This window comes from Pokkaliibacter sp. CJK22405 (genome assembly GCF_046614695.1).
Classification (GTDB): Bacteria; Pseudomonadota; Gammaproteobacteria; order Pseudomonadales; family Balneatricaceae; genus Pokkaliibacter.
Genome location: NZ_JBKKHQ010000010.1, coordinates 35,514 through 52,510 on the forward strand (window position 1 = coordinate 35,514; position 16,997 = coordinate 52,510).

Annotated in this window: 15 protein-coding genes; 8 read left to right on the forward strand and 7 right to left on the reverse strand. The window is 54.0% G+C overall.

Going from position 1 to position 16,997, the window contains the following annotated elements; translation table 11 throughout:
- Nucleotides 1-87: 87 nt before the first annotated feature.
- The 8 genes from ACKC9G_RS06600 to ACKC9G_RS06635 all read left to right on the forward strand — a co-directional run bounded on the left by ACKC9G_RS06600 (nt 88) and on the right by ACKC9G_RS06635 (nt 11,750).
- Nucleotides 88-1,020, forward strand: a complete 933-nt coding sequence (locus ACKC9G_RS06600) for an AEC family transporter (protein WP_411404145.1) — start codon at nt 88-90, stop codon at nt 1,018-1,020.
- A gap of 173 nt (nt 1,021-1,193) precedes the next feature.
- Nucleotides 1,194-3,560, forward strand: a complete 2,367-nt coding sequence (locus ACKC9G_RS06605) for a putative bifunctional diguanylate cyclase/phosphodiesterase (RefSeq protein WP_411404146.1) — start codon at nt 1,194-1,196, stop codon at nt 3,558-3,560.
- Nucleotides 3,561-4,284: 724 nt separating this feature from the next.
- Nucleotides 4,285-5,916 carry an ABC transporter substrate-binding protein gene (locus ACKC9G_RS06610; RefSeq protein WP_411404147.1) on the forward strand — a complete coding sequence of 544 codons (1,632 nt, stop codon included), beginning with the start codon at nt 4,285-4,287 and terminating at the stop codon, nt 5,914-5,916.
- 141 nt (nt 5,917-6,057) lie between these two features.
- On the forward strand, nt 6,058-6,978 hold the full coding sequence (gene oppB / locus ACKC9G_RS06615) for an oligopeptide ABC transporter permease OppB (RefSeq protein ID WP_411404148.1): 921 nt from the start codon (nt 6,058-6,060) through the stop codon (nt 6,976-6,978).
- A 9-nt stretch (nt 6,979-6,987) separates the two neighbouring features.
- Nucleotides 6,988-7,908: an oligopeptide ABC transporter permease OppC gene (gene oppC / locus ACKC9G_RS06620; protein WP_411404149.1), complete on the forward strand. Its 921-nt coding sequence runs from the start codon at nt 6,988-6,990 to the stop codon at nt 7,906-7,908.
- A gap of 30 nt (nt 7,909-7,938) precedes the next feature.
- On the forward strand, nt 7,939-8,910 hold the full coding sequence (gene oppD / locus ACKC9G_RS06625) for an oligopeptide ABC transporter ATP-binding protein OppD (RefSeq protein ID WP_411404150.1): 972 nt from the start codon (nt 7,939-7,941) through the stop codon (nt 8,908-8,910).
- Nucleotides 8,907-9,884, forward strand: a complete 978-nt coding sequence (gene oppF, locus ACKC9G_RS06630) for a murein tripeptide/oligopeptide ABC transporter ATP binding protein OppF (protein ID WP_411404151.1) — start codon at nt 8,907-8,909, stop codon at nt 9,882-9,884. The genes oppD and oppF overlap by 4 nt, the downstream gene beginning before the upstream one ends.
- 282 nt (nt 9,885-10,166) lie before the next feature.
- Complete coding sequence (locus ACKC9G_RS06635; RefSeq protein WP_411404152.1) at nt 10,167-11,750, forward strand: ABC transporter substrate-binding protein; 1,584 nt, start codon at nt 10,167-10,169, stop codon at nt 11,748-11,750.
- A 260-nt stretch (nt 11,751-12,010) separates the two neighbouring features.
- Here the strand turns inward: ACKC9G_RS06635 and ACKC9G_RS06640 are convergent, their stop codons facing one another.
- The 7 genes from ACKC9G_RS06640 to moaA all read right to left on the reverse strand — a co-directional run bounded on the left by ACKC9G_RS06640 (nt 12,011) and on the right by moaA (nt 16,979).
- Complete coding sequence (locus ACKC9G_RS06640) at nt 12,011-12,583, reverse strand: nuclear transport factor 2 family protein (RefSeq protein WP_411404153.1); 573 nt, start codon at nt 12,581-12,583, stop codon at nt 12,011-12,013.
- Nucleotides 12,584-12,781: 198 nt separating this feature from the next.
- Nucleotides 12,782-13,249, reverse strand: coding sequence for a molybdenum cofactor biosynthesis protein MoaE (locus tag ACKC9G_RS06645; protein ID WP_411404154.1), 468 nt, complete (start codon nt 13,247-13,249; stop codon nt 12,782-12,784).
- Between the two features lie 2 nt (nt 13,250-13,251).
- Nucleotides 13,252-13,500, reverse strand: a complete 249-nt coding sequence (gene moaD / locus ACKC9G_RS06650) for a molybdopterin converting factor subunit 1 (protein WP_411404155.1) — start codon at nt 13,498-13,500, stop codon at nt 13,252-13,254.
- A 1-nt stretch (nt 13,501) separates the two neighbouring features.
- The gene (moaC, locus tag ACKC9G_RS06655; protein ID WP_411404156.1) at nt 13,502-13,987 is read right to left on the reverse strand and encodes a cyclic pyranopterin monophosphate synthase MoaC; all 486 of its coding nucleotides are present in this window, start codon (nt 13,985-13,987) and stop codon (nt 13,502-13,504) included.
- A 41-nt stretch (nt 13,988-14,028) separates the two neighbouring features.
- Nucleotides 14,029-15,264 (reverse strand): gephyrin-like molybdotransferase Glp, encoded by a 1,236-nt coding sequence (gene glp / locus ACKC9G_RS06660; protein WP_411404157.1) that lies wholly within the window; start codon nt 15,262-15,264, stop codon nt 14,029-14,031.
- Between the two features lie 18 nt (nt 15,265-15,282).
- On the reverse strand, nt 15,283-15,798 hold the full coding sequence (moaB, locus tag ACKC9G_RS06665; RefSeq protein ID WP_411404158.1) for a molybdenum cofactor biosynthesis protein B: 516 nt from the start codon (nt 15,796-15,798) through the stop codon (nt 15,283-15,285).
- A gap of 167 nt (nt 15,799-15,965) precedes the next feature.
- Entirely contained in the window at nt 15,966-16,979 is a 1,014-nt protein-coding gene (gene moaA, locus ACKC9G_RS06670; protein WP_411404159.1) for a GTP 3',8-cyclase MoaA, read from the reverse strand.
- Between the last annotated feature and the right edge of the window lie 18 nt (nt 16,980-16,997).

Sequence of the window (16,997 nt, forward strand, 5' to 3'; positions counted from 1 at the left end):
TGCAACAGGGTGTTTTACATGGTGGGTTTTACCAGCGTGGGATCAACGCGAGCCTCCTGCTACACTGCTTTTTCGCAAGGAATGGCTATGACTCTGGTAAATACTCTTATCCCGGTTTTCGCGCTGATCGGCCTTGGCCTCTTTAGCCGACACATCAATCTTTTCAGGGCTGAAGCTGCAGCCAGCTTCAATACCTTTATTCTTTATATCTGTCTGCCGCCCCTGTTCTTCTGGTCGACAGCGTCGGTACGTCTCGAAGAAATTGCCAACTTTCGCTACATCAGCGTTATCCTGATTGGCGCACTTGTCACCGGCACTCTTGCCTGGTGGCTCATTGGCCGAATGCAGCAACAGATCCCCTCAGCAAATCGGCTACTGCTTTCCCTTAGCGCTCTTAACCCCAATACGATTTACATTGGCGTCCCGCTTTTTACGCTCCTGTTTGGCCCACAGGGTACGCTCCCCATCATCATTGCCTCCTTATGCTTTAATCTGTTGATGGGGATAGCCATGACCATTCTGGACATGCTCACCCAGTCGAGCCGCTTTTCCCTGGGTACGGTGTTATACCGGCTCTTCATTAAGAACCCTCTTTTTTTACCGCCACTCATTGGTATTGCTTGGAATATTCTGCAGCTGCCAGAGCCCAAGGCATTGGCAAGCACCATGACACTACTTTCCCAGGCTACCGCCCCGGTTGCGCTTTTTACCATGGGCCTGACACTGTACGGTCAGCGCGTGCGTGGGCAGATGAAACAACTGCTGCTACTGACAGGGCTCAAGCTTGCCGTTCAGCCCATCATCATTATCGGGCTTTGTACCTTTCTGCTGCCGTTGCCGGCGCCCTGGTATGAAAGTGCCATTCTGGCCAGCGCCATGCCCACAGCGGCCATGGTGAGCGTCTTTGCCCTTCGCTATGAAAAAGAAATTGCACCGATCTCATCCACCATTGTCATCAGCACCCTGCTGGCCATTCCCGCTCTAAGCCTTTGGATGCTTCTGTTACCGCATATCACCTGAGTTTTGCTCCGTTACGGCAATACATGGGACAACGCCCCGCGGTCGATAACCCTCGACACTGTATGAATATTTTTTGATCACATTACCGTCGTGACCAGACTTAGCTGTCTATACTCCACAAGAAGCATGATCCCTATGAGTTTCGGAACTTATCTCAAGGTGGCAGGTTTTCCATGGAGCGAACGAATTGCGCAGGCAGCAGTCCACACTTCTGGCAGATCCTACTGATCGGCATCGCCGCATTAATAAGCCCTGTTAGCGCGTTTGCAGAAAGCGCCGCCAGCTCGCAGGTGCTCGCCTCTGACTCACTGTTCACCTCCAGTGTTATCAGCTGCATTATCGGCTTTGGTGCCGCCTTATTGCTTGGCCTCTGGGTCACAATTCTGCGTTATCAGATCAGACACATTCGTGCCAAGCTCTCCAGCGAATACAAAACCCGGCTTCGTACCGAGCGCCATCTGGCCAACTTCGCCAAAACCCAGCACTGGATAACCAACTTCAGTAATGTCGGTATCTGGGTCTATGACTTCGATAGTGGTCAGCTGGAAATCAACGGCATTATGTCGGACACCCTCTCACTTAAAACCATGGCCCTGCGTATTCAGCTGGAGGAAATTCTGATTGCCCTGCGCGAGCAGGACCGACAGGCCATGAAGCTATATTTTGAGGAAAAGCTGAAAGACAACAACCATATCTGTGAATGTCTGGCCTCCCATAATTCGCAAAACCGGGTGCTGTTATTCCGCGGACGACAGGACACCAGCGAAGATCATCAGCCCCGTGCCGTCGGCATTATGCTGGACGTCACCACAATCCAGTCGATAGAGCGACAGCTTCGCCAGCGTGAGCGCAGCATGGAAGTACTGGTGGCCAATATTCCCGGGGCTGTCTTCCGTCTACAGGCGAATGCCTCGCTTGATGTTGCGTTCATCTCCGCAGGTATTCAGCACATTATTGGCGCGGAAACCCTGCCCGAATCGGGGATTAATGAAGCCCCCTCTCTCAAGAGCATTGTTCACCCGGCGGATTGGTTGCATGTCCGCGATACACTTCAGAAAGCAGCAGAGACTTCCTCGGCTTTCTCCTTCAGTCATCGCGTCATGGATGAATCCGGTGAGATTCGCTGGGTGCTGACTCAGGGTCAGGGCATGTGGGATCACGACACCCATGAGGGCTGGCTTGAAGGGGTGATCTTCGATGAGACAGATCAGATTCTTAACGCCCAGCGGCTCGACTATCTTGCTCATCGTGACCCACTAACAGGCCTCGCCAATCGCTATACCTTCCATCAGCGCTCAGAACAGGCCATTAGCGCCGCCAGCCGTAATCAGCATCAGATGGCCTTTATCCTGATGGACTTTGATAACTTCAAAGCCATCAATGACAGCCTCGGCCATCCCGTGGGTGATGAAGTACTGCAGCAACTCTCCACCCGCCTTGCCGACACCCTGCGCAATGAGGAAACCCTGTGCCGAATTGGCGGCGATGAGTTTGTCGTGGTGGTGCCGCAGGTTTATGGCTCCAAGCAGTTGGTACCGCTGTTACGACGCCTGATGGAAGCCTTAAGCTCGCCAATTCAGCTATCCAGTGGACCATTAAGCCTGACGACCAGTATTGGTGTTGCTGTCTTCCCGCAGGATGGTCTTCAGGTGGCCGATCTGCTGAAAAGCGCCGACACCGCGCTCTATCGCTCCAAGACTGTCGGTAAAAATACCTATACTTTCTTCACCGAAGAGATGGGCAAGCAGACAGAGCATCGCTTCTGGCTGGAGCGAGAACTTCGCCGGGCGCTGGATGAAGACCAGCTCAGTCTGGTCTATCAGCCCCAGTTCGAGATTGAGTCTCAGCGCCTGCATGGCATCGAGGTATTGGTGCGCTGGCATCACGCAGAGGCAGGCTTTATTTCTCCGGGGGACTTTATTCCCGTGGCAGAGAGTTCAGGCCTGATTCTGCCATTGGGCTCCTGGGTGCAAGAGCATGCCTTTGCCCAGATGCAGACCTGGCTGCAGCAGGGCTTTACCCCAGGCAAACTGTCAGTGAACGTTTCCGTGCATGAAATGGGCGATCCTAACTTCCATGTTCAGGTGATTGAGCGAATGAAGCGCTTCGAGCTAAAGCCTGAACACGTGATGCTGGAAGTGACCGAAAGCATCTTTGTGGATGATAACCCCTGCCTCAAATCCCAACTGGATGCGCTGGCCGACTATGGCATTAATCTCGCGATCGATGACTTTGGCAAAGGCTACTCTTCTCTTTCCTACATTAAGAAACTGCGCGCCAGTCTGCTCAAGATTGACCAGCATTTTGTTCAGGAGCTGGGCCACAGCGCCGAAGGCGATGCACTGGTGGTCGCAATGATCAGCATGGCCAAAGCCCTGGGGTTAGATGTGCTGGCGGAAGGCTGTGAAGAGCAATACACCCTGGAGAAACTGCGTGAGATGGAGTGCGATCTGGTGCAGGGCTACCTCTTTGCCAAACCGATGAAAGCACTGGAACTACAGGAGCGTTTTCTCAGTCACTCGCAGGCAGTAAATGGCTAACGGCAGTGGGTTGAACGCTCATTTTAATGTCAGAAAACGCCCACCAATGAGTGAAGCGGTAACGCTCGTTATGAGTGCGTTCTTCTCAAAATGAGTGAATTAGTGCCTTAAAACGGCAACATCACCCTCACTACCGCTTTGATTAAGTCGATTTCTTACCGAAGAATCCCGCCAGTTTGATAGTCATCGAGTGTACTTATTACGTCATTTGGTAAATCACACTCAGGAGTCTTGTAACGGCAAGTTAAGTAAAGAACCTATTCTCCCTATAAAGCCTGCGGTTATTAGTACAGATACTATAAAAGAATGTATTAGTTGGGCTTTTCCGGATTCAACCACTTCAATCTGAATGTTAAATATTTTCACCACTTATTATCTAACCAAGCGTATAAATTCCAAAAAAGCGTCTTTGTAACAGCGTTCAAACTCAGATTCTCAACAGCGTCCTTCTTTGTGAAAGAATTGAAATATGACTGTGAATGCTACGCATCACTCATACCCTATAAGAATTTCGCATACTCAAGACTCTCATTTACTGGCATATAATATGCTTCTCTCTGCGGCAACAATCCTGTTCGGTGGTAACAGCGATGGACAGGAGTGGCCCTGACAAGACTGATTTGTAACAAGATATTGAACACCCCAAGAATAAATTGGTACAAACGGTCAAGAATATAGAGCGATGAAGCGACAGCACTCCTGCTGCCTTCGAACGGAGAACTTTATGCGATTGAAAAAACACAGCCTGGCCATGGCCATTCTTCTCAGCGCAGGGATTAGCGGATCTGTTATGGCAGCTAACGTGCCCGCGGGAACCGAATTAGCCAAACAACAGGAAATGGTTTTCAACAATGGCTCTGAACCCGCATCGCTTGATCCCCAGAAAATTGAGGGCTCTCCTGAGTCCCGCATCGCCCGCCAGCTCTTCGAAGGTCTGGTCATTCAGGATGACAAAGGCAACATCCTGCCAGGCGTTGCCAAAAGCTGGGAAGTGAACGACAACAACACCGTTTTCACCTTCCACCTGCGCGATTCCAAATGGTCTAACGGTGATCCTGTCACCGCTGAGGATTTCGTTTATGCCTGGCAGCGCGCCGTCGACCCCAAAACTGCATCGCCCTATTCCTGGTATATCGAGATGACCACCATGAAGAATGCGGCAGACATCGTAAAAGGTGATAAAAAGCCGGATGAGCTGGGCGTGAAGGCAATTGACGACAAAACGCTTCAGGTGGTTCTGGAAAAACCCATCCCCTATTTCATTCGCATGCTGGGCCACACCACCATGGTGCCCGCGCCCAAGAAAGTGATCGAAGAATACGGTGACAAGTGGACCAGCCCGGACCACATGGTCTCTAACGGTGCTTACACGCTGAAAGACTGGGTCGTTAACGAGCGCATCGTACTTAAACGCAACCCGGAATATTGGGATAACAAGGACACCATCCTCAACGAAGTTACCGTTTTGCCGGTGGCCTCAGAGAATGCGGAACTGTCACGCTATCAGTCCGGGGAAGTGGATATGACCAACGGCAGCACGCCGCTGGCTATCGAGCATTACCGTCAGCTGAAGAAAGAGATTCCTGACCAGATTCATACCACCGGACAGGTTGGCACGTATTACTACTCTTTCAACAACCTGAAAAAACCCTTTGACGATGTCCGTGTTCGCAAGGCGCTGAGCTATGCCATCGACCGTGATGTCATCACCGATAAAGTGACCGGCCAGGGTGAGATTTCTGCCTACTCCTTCGTGCCTAACATCACTGCGGGCTTCACTCCGGTTGAACCGGCCTGGGCCAAACTCACCCAGAAAGAGCGTGTTGAAAAAGCCAAAGAGCTGATGAAAGAAGCCGGTTACGGTCCGGATCACCCGCTGAACTTTGAACTGCTCTACAACACTTCCGACAACCACAAGAAAATCGCTATTGCGATTGCCTCCATGTGGAAAAAGTCCCTGGGCGTGAACGTAAGCCTGGTGAACCAGGAGTGGAAAACCTATCTGGCGACAGAGCGTGCCGGTAACTTTGATGTGGCTCGTGCCGGTTGGGTGGGTGACTACAACGAAGCTTCCACCATGCTGGATCTGCTGACCACGGCTAACGGCAACAACTATGCGAAGTACTCCAATCCGGATTACGACAAGCTGATGGCCGACTCAAAAAGCATCGTCGATGAAGCCAAGCGTAATGAACTCTACGCCGAGGCTGATGCCATGCTGAGCCGTGACATGCCGGTCGCGCCGATCTATCAGTACTCCACCACTCGTCTGGTGAAGCCTTACGTGGGCGGCTACCCCGAAGCCAACCCCGAAGACATTTTCTACTTCAAGAACATGTATATCACCAAGCACTAAGTTAAGTGCCTGAAAACCCGGTCGGACTGGTGCCGGCCGGGTTTTGCTGTACTCACAGAGAACCGGAAAAGCCTGGGTTCAGACTCAGCTTTGATGGCTCCAACGCCCCGTCAGAGGGCAGACACTTCAGGTAAAATACCGATGATTCGCTTTGTGCTTAAACGCCTGTTGGAATCCATTCCAACCCTGCTCATTCTGATTACCGTGTCCTTCGTGCTGATGCATGCGGCCCCCGGTAGTCCTTTCACTGGCGAGCGTAACCTGCCGCCGGAAATCATGGCCAATATCGAGGCCAAATACGGCCTGGATCAGCCACTTTATGTTCAGTACTTCCACTATCTTGGCAATCTGGTTCAGGGCGATCTTGGCCCGTCTTTCAAATACAAGGATTTCACTGTTAACGAACTGGTGAGCCAGAGCTTCCCTGTGTCGGCCGAAATCGGCCTGTGGGCCTTCCTTACCGCCGTCATTCTTGGTGTGCTGTTCGGTATCATCGCCGCACTCAAGCAAAATACCTGGCTGGATTACGGCGTGATGTCGCTGGCGATGACAGGGGTGGTCATCCCGAGCTTTGTGCTGGCCCCATTACTAGTGCTGATCTTTGCTGTGCATTATCAATGGCTGCCTGCCGGTGGCTGGCAAGGCGGTAAATGGATGTTTCTGATTCTGCCGGTGATAGCGATGGCCGCGCATTATGTTTCCTCCATCGCCCGCATCATGCGTGGCAGCATGATTGAGATCATGCATTCCAATTTTATCCGCACCGCACGTGCCAAGGGCCTGCCATCACGCTACATCATCTGGCGCCATGCCCTGCGTCCTGCACTCTTGCCGGTTATTTCATATCTTGGCCCGGCATTCGTCGGCATCATCACCGGCTCCGTCGTCATTGAAACCATTTTTGGTCTGCCCGGCATTGGTCAGTTGTTTGTGAACGGTTCTCTCAACCGCGACTACTCCATGGTTCTCGGTATTACCGTGCTGATCGGTGCGCTGACCATCGCCTTCAATGCCATCGTCGATATTCTCTACGCCTATATCGACCCCAAGATCCGCTACTGAGTTCACTTTATGCTAAGCAAACAGCAAAACAGTCAGGCGGTCAGTCAATTCGCCGAGCAGCTGCACTCTCCCGAGGAAGTGGAAGGTCGCAGTCTCTGGCAGGATGCGCGCCGCCGCTTTATGCGCAACAAGGCGGCTATGACCAGCCTGATTCTCCTCAGCATCATCATCATTCTGTGCCTGTTCGGCAGTTCTCTGGCGGACTACACCTACGATGATGTCGACTGGAGCAACATGCAGATGCCTCCGGCGACCGATAACGGCCACTATTTTGGTACTGACTCTCTGGGTCGCGACCTGTTCGTAAGAACACTGGTGGGAGGTCAGATCTCCCTGATGGTGGGTGTTCTGGGTGCCTTGGTCGCCATTGTAATTGGCACATTGTACGGCGCCACCGCGGGTTACATCGGCGGTCGTGTCGACTCGGTCATGATGCGTACACTGGAGATTCTTAACTCCTTTCCTTTCATGTTCTTTGTCATCCTGCTGGTGACCTTCTTTGGCAGGAATATTCTGCTGATTTTTATCGCCATCGGCGCTGTGTCCTGGCTCGATATGGCAAGGATCGTTCGCGGTCAGACGCTGAGCCTTAAAAGCAAAGAGTTCATCGAGGCGGCTCATGTCTGTGGCGTCAGCACTCGCACGATTATCCTTCGGCATATCGTGCCGAATGTGCTGGGTATCGTCGTGGTCTATGCCACCTTGCTGGTGCCCAGCATGATTTTGTTTGAATCCTTCCTCAGTTACCTCGGTCTGGGAGTGCAGGAACCGATGACCAGTTGGGGCGCTCTTCTCAATGAAGGCTCCAAAACCATGGACGTCGCGCCCTGGCAGCTGCTGTTCCCCGCAGGTTTTCTGGTCACCACCCTCTTCTGCTTTAACTTTCTGGGTGACGGTCTGCGTGACGCCCTTGATCCAAAAGATCGCTGAGCACGCCACCGGTAAGGAGTACACAACACGATGAGTCTGTTAACGGTAAAAGACCTGGAAGTGCACTTCGCCACCCCTGAAGGCGAAGTGACTGCGGTCAATAAACTGAATTTTGCGTTGGAATCGGGCGAAACTCTGGGCATTGTCGGCGAGTCCGGCTCTGGCAAAAGCCAGACAGCCTTCTCTCTGATGGGCTTGCTGGCCAAGAACGGTATCGTTCGAGGTGAAGCCATCTTTGAAGGTCAGTCAATTCTTGGCCTTAACGAGAAAGCCCTGAACAAGATCCGCGCAGAAAAAATCGCCATGATCTTTCAGGACCCCATGACCTCGCTGAACCCCTACCTGCGGGTCGGTGAGCAATTGATGGAAGTATTGAAGCTGCACAAGGGCATGAGCCGCAAGGAAGCCTTTGAGGAATCCGTGCGTATGCTCGATGCGGTAAAAATGCCCGAAGCCCGCAAGCGCATGAAGATGTTCCCCCATGAGTTTTCCGGCGGGATGCGCCAGCGTGTGATGATCGCCATGGCCTTGCTTTGTCGTCCCAAGTTGCTGATCGCTGATGAACCCACCACGGCGCTGGATGTCACAGTGCAGGCGCAAATCATGACCCTTCTGGGTGAGCTAAAACGGGACTTTAATACTGCGATTATCATGATTACCCATGATCTCGGCGTGGTCGCCGGGGTGTGCGACAAGGTGCTGGTGATGTACGCAGGCAGGACGATGGAATACGGCACCGCCAGCCAGATTTTCTATCAGCCGACTCACCCCTACACCCAGGGCTTGCTGTCTGCCATCCCACGCCTGGATGCTGATAACGCTGAGGCATTGCCCACTATTCCCGGCAATCCGCCCAATCTGCTCAAACTCCCCACCGGCTGTCCCTTCCAGGAGCGCTGCCCCCACGTGATGGAGATCTGTCGTCGTGAAGAGCCTGCACTGCTCAGTCAGGATCAACGTCAGCGTGCCTGTCACTGGCTACCCGAGGAGCTAAGCGCATGAGCGAACCTATTCTGAAAATCCGTGATCTCAAGGTGCACTTTGATATCCATAGCGGCGGCATCTGGCCCTGGGCGAAAACTCAGGCGCTGCAAGCCGTGAATGATGTCAGCCTTGATCTGATGCCGGGCGAAACGCTGGGTGTCGTCGGTGAATCCGGTTGTGGCAAATCTACCTTTGCCCGCGCCATTATCGGACTGGTCAAATCCCGTGGCGGCAGTATCCAGTGGCAAGGCAAAGAGCTGATTGGTCTGGATAACAACGGCTGGCGCGAGATTCGTAAAGACATCCAGATGATCTTTCAGGACCCGCTGGCCTCCCTGAACCCACGTATGACCATTGGCGATATTATTGCCGAGCCGCTGAAAACCTTTTACCCGAAGCTGACCCGCAAGGAAGTGACGGACAAGGTCAAGGCCATGATGCTTAAAGTCGGTCTGCTGCCCAACGTCATCAACCGCTATCCCCATGAGTTTTCCGGCGGCCAGTGCCAGCGCATCGGTATTGCTCGTGCCCTGATTGTTGAACCCAAACTGGTGATCTGTGATGAGCCGGTTTCCGCACTGGATGTGTCCATTCAGGCTCAGGTGGTGAACCTGCTTAAGTCCCTGCAAAAAGAAATGGGGCTGTCCCTGATCTTTATTGCCCATGACCTGTCTGTGGTGAAACACATCAGTGATCGCGTCATGGTGATGTATCTGGGCAATCAGGTGGAGCTTGGTCACGGTAAAGAGCTGTATGCGGCACCTCGTCATCCGTACACCAAAGCACTCATGTCTGCGGTGCCTGTTCCCGATCCGGATGTCGAACGCAATAAAGAGATCCAGTTGCTGGAAGGTGATTTGCCCTCGCCCATCAGCCCACCCTCAGGGTGCGTGTTCCGAACCCGCTGTCCGCTGGCCAAGCCCTCCTGTGCCGAAAACAAGCCGCTTCTGCGCGGCGAAGAGCGACATCAGGTGGCTTGTACTTTGGTGTGAAGGACAGGCAATAACGATTTGATAAAAACTTGGGCAGCAAGATGGGCGGTCATGGTCTACACTCTGGCCGCCTTCTCGTTGCGCCCAATTCGGCCAGGAAGGCACGAAGATTCAATGGATGTGAAATAAACAGTGACCTCAATTTTATTCCGGCGCGCATTACGACACCGATCCCTGCGATACGCGCTTGTCAGCGTATTGCTGAGTAGCCTGCCGTTTGGTGCGCTGGCAACTGCCACAGCCACAGCCACAGCAAATGGGGCAGACGCCTCTGGGGCATCAGTGCAAGAGTCCCGGCTGTCAGATCCCAAGGCTCTACCCGCAGGAACCCAACTGGCTGAGCGCCAGATGCTGACGCGCAACAACGGTGCTGAACCGGCAACGCTGGACCCACAGCTGGCAGAAGGCACCCCCGAAGCCAATCTCACCCGGGACCTTTTTGAAGGTCTGGTCATTCAGGATGCCAAAGGCAATATTATTCCCGGCGTCGCGGAGCACTGGACGGTGCTGGATGGCGGCAAAACCTACCGTTTTGATTTGCGCGGGGATGCACGCTGGAGCAACAACCAACCGGTAACCGCACAGGATTTTGTCTATTCCTGGCGCCGCGCCGTGGATCCTGCCACGGCCTCGCCTTACGCCTGGTATCTGGAAAGCGCCTCTATCCTCAATGCAGGCCCAATCAGCCGTGGAGAAATGCCGCCGGATCTGCTGGGGGTTAAAGCGCTGGATAACCTCACGCTGGAAGTCAAACTTAACACCGCCATTCCCTACTTTCTGCGCATGCTGCCTCACGCCACCCTCATGCCGGTGCCGCGTGATGTCATCAAGCATTGGGGCAACGACTGGACGCAGCCCAGTCACATGGTAAGCAACGGTGCCTTTCGTCTGATGAGCTGGACCGTCAATGAGCGCATTATTCTTGGTCGCAACCCCTATTACTGGGATAACGCCCATACGCATCTGAATGAAGTGCAGTATCTGCCGGTATCCTCTGAAAACGCGGCGCTGGCCAGGTACAAAGCCGGTGAAATCGACCTGGGTGTCGGCGCTATTCCCATCGAGCACTTTAAAAGTCTCAAACGCGAAACGCCGGATCAGGTCCACATTACCGGGCGTATCGCCACCTATTTCTATGAATTCAATACCCGTCATCCTCCGCTGAATGATGCCCGGGTGCGGCAGGCACTCAACCTTGCCATTAACCGCCGTATTATCAGCGACAGGGTTCTCGGTCAGGGACAGATTCCGGCTTATACCCTGACGCCGAATAACATCGCGGGCTTCACGCCTCATAAGCCGGCCTGGGCTGCAATGCCTTATGAGCGACGGGTGGATGAGGCACGCAAGCTGCTGCAAGAAGCCGGTATCAGTGCAGAAAAGCCACTCAGCCTGAAGCTTCTCTATAACACCGGTGATAACCACAAGAAGATTGCTCTGGCGGTGGCGTCCATGTGGAAAAAGGAACTTGGCGTCCAGACCGAACTGGTCAACGAAGAATGGAAAAGTTTTCTCGAAAGCACGCGCCATGGTGACTTTGATGTCGCCCGGGCTGGCTGGATTGGTGACTACAACGAAGCCTCAAGCATGCTGGGGCTACTCACGTCCACTCATGGTGCCAATCACAGTGGATACCATAACCCTGCCTATGATGCCTTGCTGGAACATGCACAACGCGAAGCCGAACCGACTGTCAGAAACAGCTTCTACCAAAAAGCAGAAAACCTGATCGCCCGTGATGCGCCGATTGCGCCGCTCTATCAGTACGTCACCGCCAGACTGGTTAAACCCTGGGTCGGTGGTTATGCCGATGAGAATCCCGAAGACATGATCTACTCCAAGGATCTGTATATTCTGGCCCATTAAACACTGGCGGGTAGAGACTCCGGCACCATAACGAGTCCGGAAAGTCGGAGCCTTACCGGGACACGCCTTCACGCTTTTTATGTATCCTGATCCACATCTGGAGCTGGAGCATGAACACGTCATTGATGGTGAAGATAAAACCTTCCGTCTGACCAAAGACAGAGGCACTGCTTAGCTGACGTCATAAAAAAGCCCCGGCAATATCGCAACATTGCCGGGGCTCTTACTCGCTTTACTCAATACTGTGAAAGCGTTTTATCTTACAGCGAATCTTCTTTTTTGATCTTCCACTCGCCGTTTTCCTTCACCATCTCCAGCTCTTTCACTACTTTGTCTTCGTAGTTGTTAGCCTGATAGTGCTGATCAAAACGTACTATAGCGTGGCTATCGACAATGGCGACCTGAGGCTCACCCAGTTCAATTTTGATCCAGCTTGGACGTGCCAGGGCGGAGCGGCGGCCATTTTTCCAGGCATCCAGACTTTCACCGTCGGCGGGGGTGAAATCAGTAGCGTAGTAGCTCAGGTAGTTATCTGCATTCTGGGCAGACCAGGCGGTTTTCCAGCCATCGATGGTTTTCAGCAGTGACTGATAACTGTCTTCAATCGAGGCTTTCTGTGTGGTGCTGGCAGCACCTGTCTGCTGCGCTGCTGCAGTGGAAGTTGCACCGGGGGCCGCGACTTTTTCAGAAGCTGCCTGCTGTTGGCTTAGCTGGGCTTCAGCCACCGGCGTTGCATCCGGTGCGGCCATTACAACGTTGTTATCCTGCTTGGCCATCGGCTGCGCTTCTGGCTTGACCGCTTCGCTCTTCTCGGCAACCGCGGGGGGTTTCACATCCGGTTGCTGTGGTCGCATCAGATTGCATGCGGATAAACTTAGGGCCACAACCACAACGGCTGCTGGCTTCATAACAGAGGCCTTCTGGATCACTTTTCCTTTCCCCAACATGAGCAGAGATAACTCGAATTCTGCGCCAACGGTAACCAAGAACCGCCGCCGGTTAAACCAACCAAGGGGCCATTTTACAAAAATTTACGCATTTGTCTTGGCTGACCAACGTTCTTCGCGCTCGATATCGGACTGTCTCTGCTCTACCCAGTGGCTGCCTTCGGCGGTTTCTTCCTTCTTCCAGAAGGGAGCGCGGGTCTTGAGGATGTCCATCAGCCACTCGCAAGCAGCAAAGGCGTCTTTACGATGAGCAGAAGCGACCGCGACCAGCACAATCACTTCACCAGCGGTCATGCGCCCTACCCGATGGGCAATCACCACACGCTGAAGCGCCCAGCGGCTGCAGGCTTCCTCTTCGAGGTCATGCAGTACCTTCTCGGTCATCCCGGGATAATGTTCCAGCACCAGCGCCTGAACGCCACTGCGCTCGCTAAAGTCACGCACCAGCCCGGAAAACGTTACGATAGCGCCGGTATCGCCAGCATCGCTCTCATACCAGGACGCCAGCAGCGCCTGCTGATCGATAGTGCTTTCGCCAACCCAGACACTCATGGTCAGCCTCCGGAAACGGGGGGAAAGAAGGCGACTTCATCGCCATCGGTCAGGGTTTTGCTGCGTGCAGCCATTTCCTGATTCACCGCGGCGAGCAGACTGGGTGAGGCCAGCACATCATGCCAGGGCTGACCCTGACCCTGTAGCTGCTCAAGCAGCCCTTGCACATCCAGCCCTGACTGGTACGGCCACTCAAGATCATCAAGGCCGATACGCTCACGCAGACTGGCAAAAAACAATACTTTCAGCATCTCAGGCTCCCTGCTCAGCTTGCCAGTGGCCGGATTTGCCACCGAGCTTCTCCAGCAACTTGACCTCTTTAATCACCATACCTTTGTCCACGGCCTTGCACATGTCATAGAGCGTCAGCGCGGCAACACTGGCTGCGGTGAGCGCTTCCATTTCCACACCGGTTTTACCGGCCAGCTTGGCACGCGCCTGGATCACCACTTCGTTACGCTCAGGGTGCGCCTGAAGCTCGACCTTCACGGATGTGAGCATCAACGGATGACACAGGGGAATAAGTTCCCAGGTACGTTTAGCTGCCTGAATGCCGGCAATGCGTGCGACGGCAAACACATCTCCTTTGGGGTGTTGCCCATCAACCAGCATCTGCATACAGGCCGCAGACATCACCACACTGGCCTGCGCGACCGCCTCGCGGGCAGTTTCATCTTTATGGGTAACATCCACCATGCGGGCATGGCCCTGTGCATCGAGATGAGTAAATTCAGACATGAGAAACAGATTCCACAACTAAAAAATTCGAAGGACAGCGCTTAGTCCAGCACACCATGAAACGGCAAATAGGCGACCTTCTGCCCTTTGCTTAGCGTCGACCCTGCGGGCACTTCAGCCAGACCATCAGCTCGGGCAACCGCGGAGAGAATGCCTGAGCTTTGCCCACCTGCAGGCACCACTGTTAGCTCACCATCAACAAGACGAAGACTGACGCGAACAAACTCGGTCCGCTTACCCGCTTTGGCAACCTCAAAACCCGAGGTGACCTGATAACGCGGGCTGGCCACCTTAAACTGCCCCATAGAGCGATGCAGAAAGGGCCGTGCCAATAATGCAAAGGTCACCAGCGCTGACGCGGGATTACCCGGCAAGCCGATAAAGGGCGTACTGCCGACCTTGCCATAGGCAAAAGGTTTACCCGGCTTGATCGCCAGACGCCACATCAGCAGCTCGCCTAGAGACTCTACTGCTGCTTTGACATGATCCTCCTCTCCCACCGAAACACCACCAGTGGTCATGATCACATCTGCCGATGCTCTGGCATGTTTAAGCGCCTCGACGGTGGCTTCCAACTGATCAGGAATAATCCCCAGATTCACCACCTCACAGCCGAGTGTGCGCAGCAAGCCCTCCAGCATGAAGGCATTGGAGTTATAAATCTGCCCGGCGCCAAGCGGCTCTCCAGGCATCCTGAGCTCGTCGCCCGTCGAAAAAATCGCCACTTTCAGCTGGGCAAAAACATCCACTTCAGTAATACCAACAGAAGCCAGCACGCCAAGATGCGTAGCCCCCAGGCGCTCGCCCACTTCGAACAAACGGGAGCCATGGGTGATGTCTTGCCCCTGCCGACGAATATGCTGTCCGGCCTTGAGTGCAGCATCCGCAAAGCGCACTTCACCCGTATCAGGATTAACGCTGGCATCTTCCTGCATGATGACGGCATCCGCTCCTGCGGGAATTTCCGCGCCGGTAAAGATGCGCGCCACGCTGCCTGGTTTAAGTGCTTCAGGCGCACTACCAGCGGGAATACGTGCGGAAACGAGTAAGGATTTTCCCTCAGCAATATCGGCAATCCGCACCGCATAGCCATCCATTGCGCTGTTATCGGCAGGGGGAACATCGCAGGGGCTCATCACATCATGAGCCAGCACGTGGCCTAATGCCTGCGGCAGACTGACACGTTTCACTGGCGTTACCGGCTGCGCTTCGGCAAGCAGGATATCCAGCACTTCATCCAGACTTTTCAGCGGTTGGCGAACGCAGGGATCACTCACGCAGTTCACTCCTCGTGATTAATGAGTCGGTTTGACCATTTCAACAAAATTACAGGGACGATGACGGCTGTCCAGTTGCTCACGAATGATACGATTCCATGCGGTTTTGCAGGCGCCGGTCGAACCAGGAACGCAAAATATCAGCGTGCGGTTAGCCACACCGGCCAATGCCCGGGACTGAATCGTCGACGTGCCGATCTCATCAAAGGAAATCTGGCGAAACAACTCACCAAAGCCCTCAATGTGCTTGTCAAACAAAGGCGCCATCGCCTCCGGGGTGGAGTCTCGCGCAGTGAAGCCGGTGCCGCCGGTCAGCAATACCGCGTGAATACCGGCATCGGCAATCCATTGGGAAACCACGGCACGCAACTGGTACACATCATCCTTAACGATGGTTCGGGTCGCGAGCTGATGTCCCGCCTCTTCCAGCGCGGCCACCAGCGCATCGCCCGAGGTGTCGTTGGCTTCGGTGCGCGTATCAGAGACCGTCAGAACCGCGATGGACAGCGGCGTAAATTCTTTTGACGCAGACATGAAGTAACCCCTGCCTTAATTTGAACGGTTATCAATTCAGAGAACATCAGCGCCAGCATGCGGATAAACCACACCCGCCGCCGATGGAATAGTATTGCGCAAGTTCGCCTGAAAACGGCGTAAAGCCCAAGCCTGACAGGCGCGCCCGGCAAAAACGAAAACCGGGGTCAGCCCCCGGTCATATTCATAAAGCGCAGTACCTGGGGTTCTTCCGTAAGGGAAAAATGATGCCGCTCGGGCTTGAGCGCCATGGAATCAAGCAGCGCCTGACGCAGTTTCTCCGGCTCACCGGGATAGCGACGCAGAATCGCCTTAAGATCCATCGAGTGTTCATTACCCAGACACAGCAGCAATCGGCCTTCCACCGTCACGCGCACACGATTGCAGGTAGAGCAGAAGTTGTGGCTATGGGGTGAAATAAAGCCCACACGGGTGGCTTCCTCCGGGATGCGGTAATAGCGAGAAGGCCCGCCCGTCGCTTCAGCGGAAGGAATCAGGGTGTAACGCTCCTGCAAGCGTTCCAGCAGCGCATCATTACCAAGATAGGTGTGCGCCAGATCCCTTGTGCGCACTTCACCCAGAGGCATCTCTTCGATGTAGCTGATATCGATTTTTCGATCCCGGGCATAATCAAGGAGCGCTTCCAGCTCATCATCATTTCTGCCGCTTTGTACCACGGTGTTGAGTTTGATGCGCTCAAAGCCTGCAGCACAGGCAGCATCAATACCTTCCAGCACCTGTGAGAGCTTGTCACGGCGGGTCATCTCTTCAAAACGTGCGGGTTGCAGGGTATCCAGACTGACATTGAGGCGCCTGACTCCCGCTTCTTTCATTTCTTTGGCAAAGCGCGTGAGCTGGGAGCCATTGGTGGTCATGGTGAGTTCATCCAGCCCCTCGAGGGCGCCGATCTGGCGGATCAGCCACATCACATTGGGGCGAACCAGCGGTTCTCCGCCCGTCAGCCGGATGCGTTTGACGCCCAGACTGACAAACTGTCGGGCGACTTCATAAATCTCTTCAAGACTCAGGATCTGCTCACGCTTAAGAAAGGTTGTGTCTTCGTTCATACAATAGACACAGCGAAAATCACACCGATCCGTGACTGACAGCCGGACGTAATCCACCTGTCGACCAAAGTTGTCGATAAGGCGATTCGGCGTGGTTTGCGTGTGGGTGCTCATCAATTCTTCTCAGTGCGT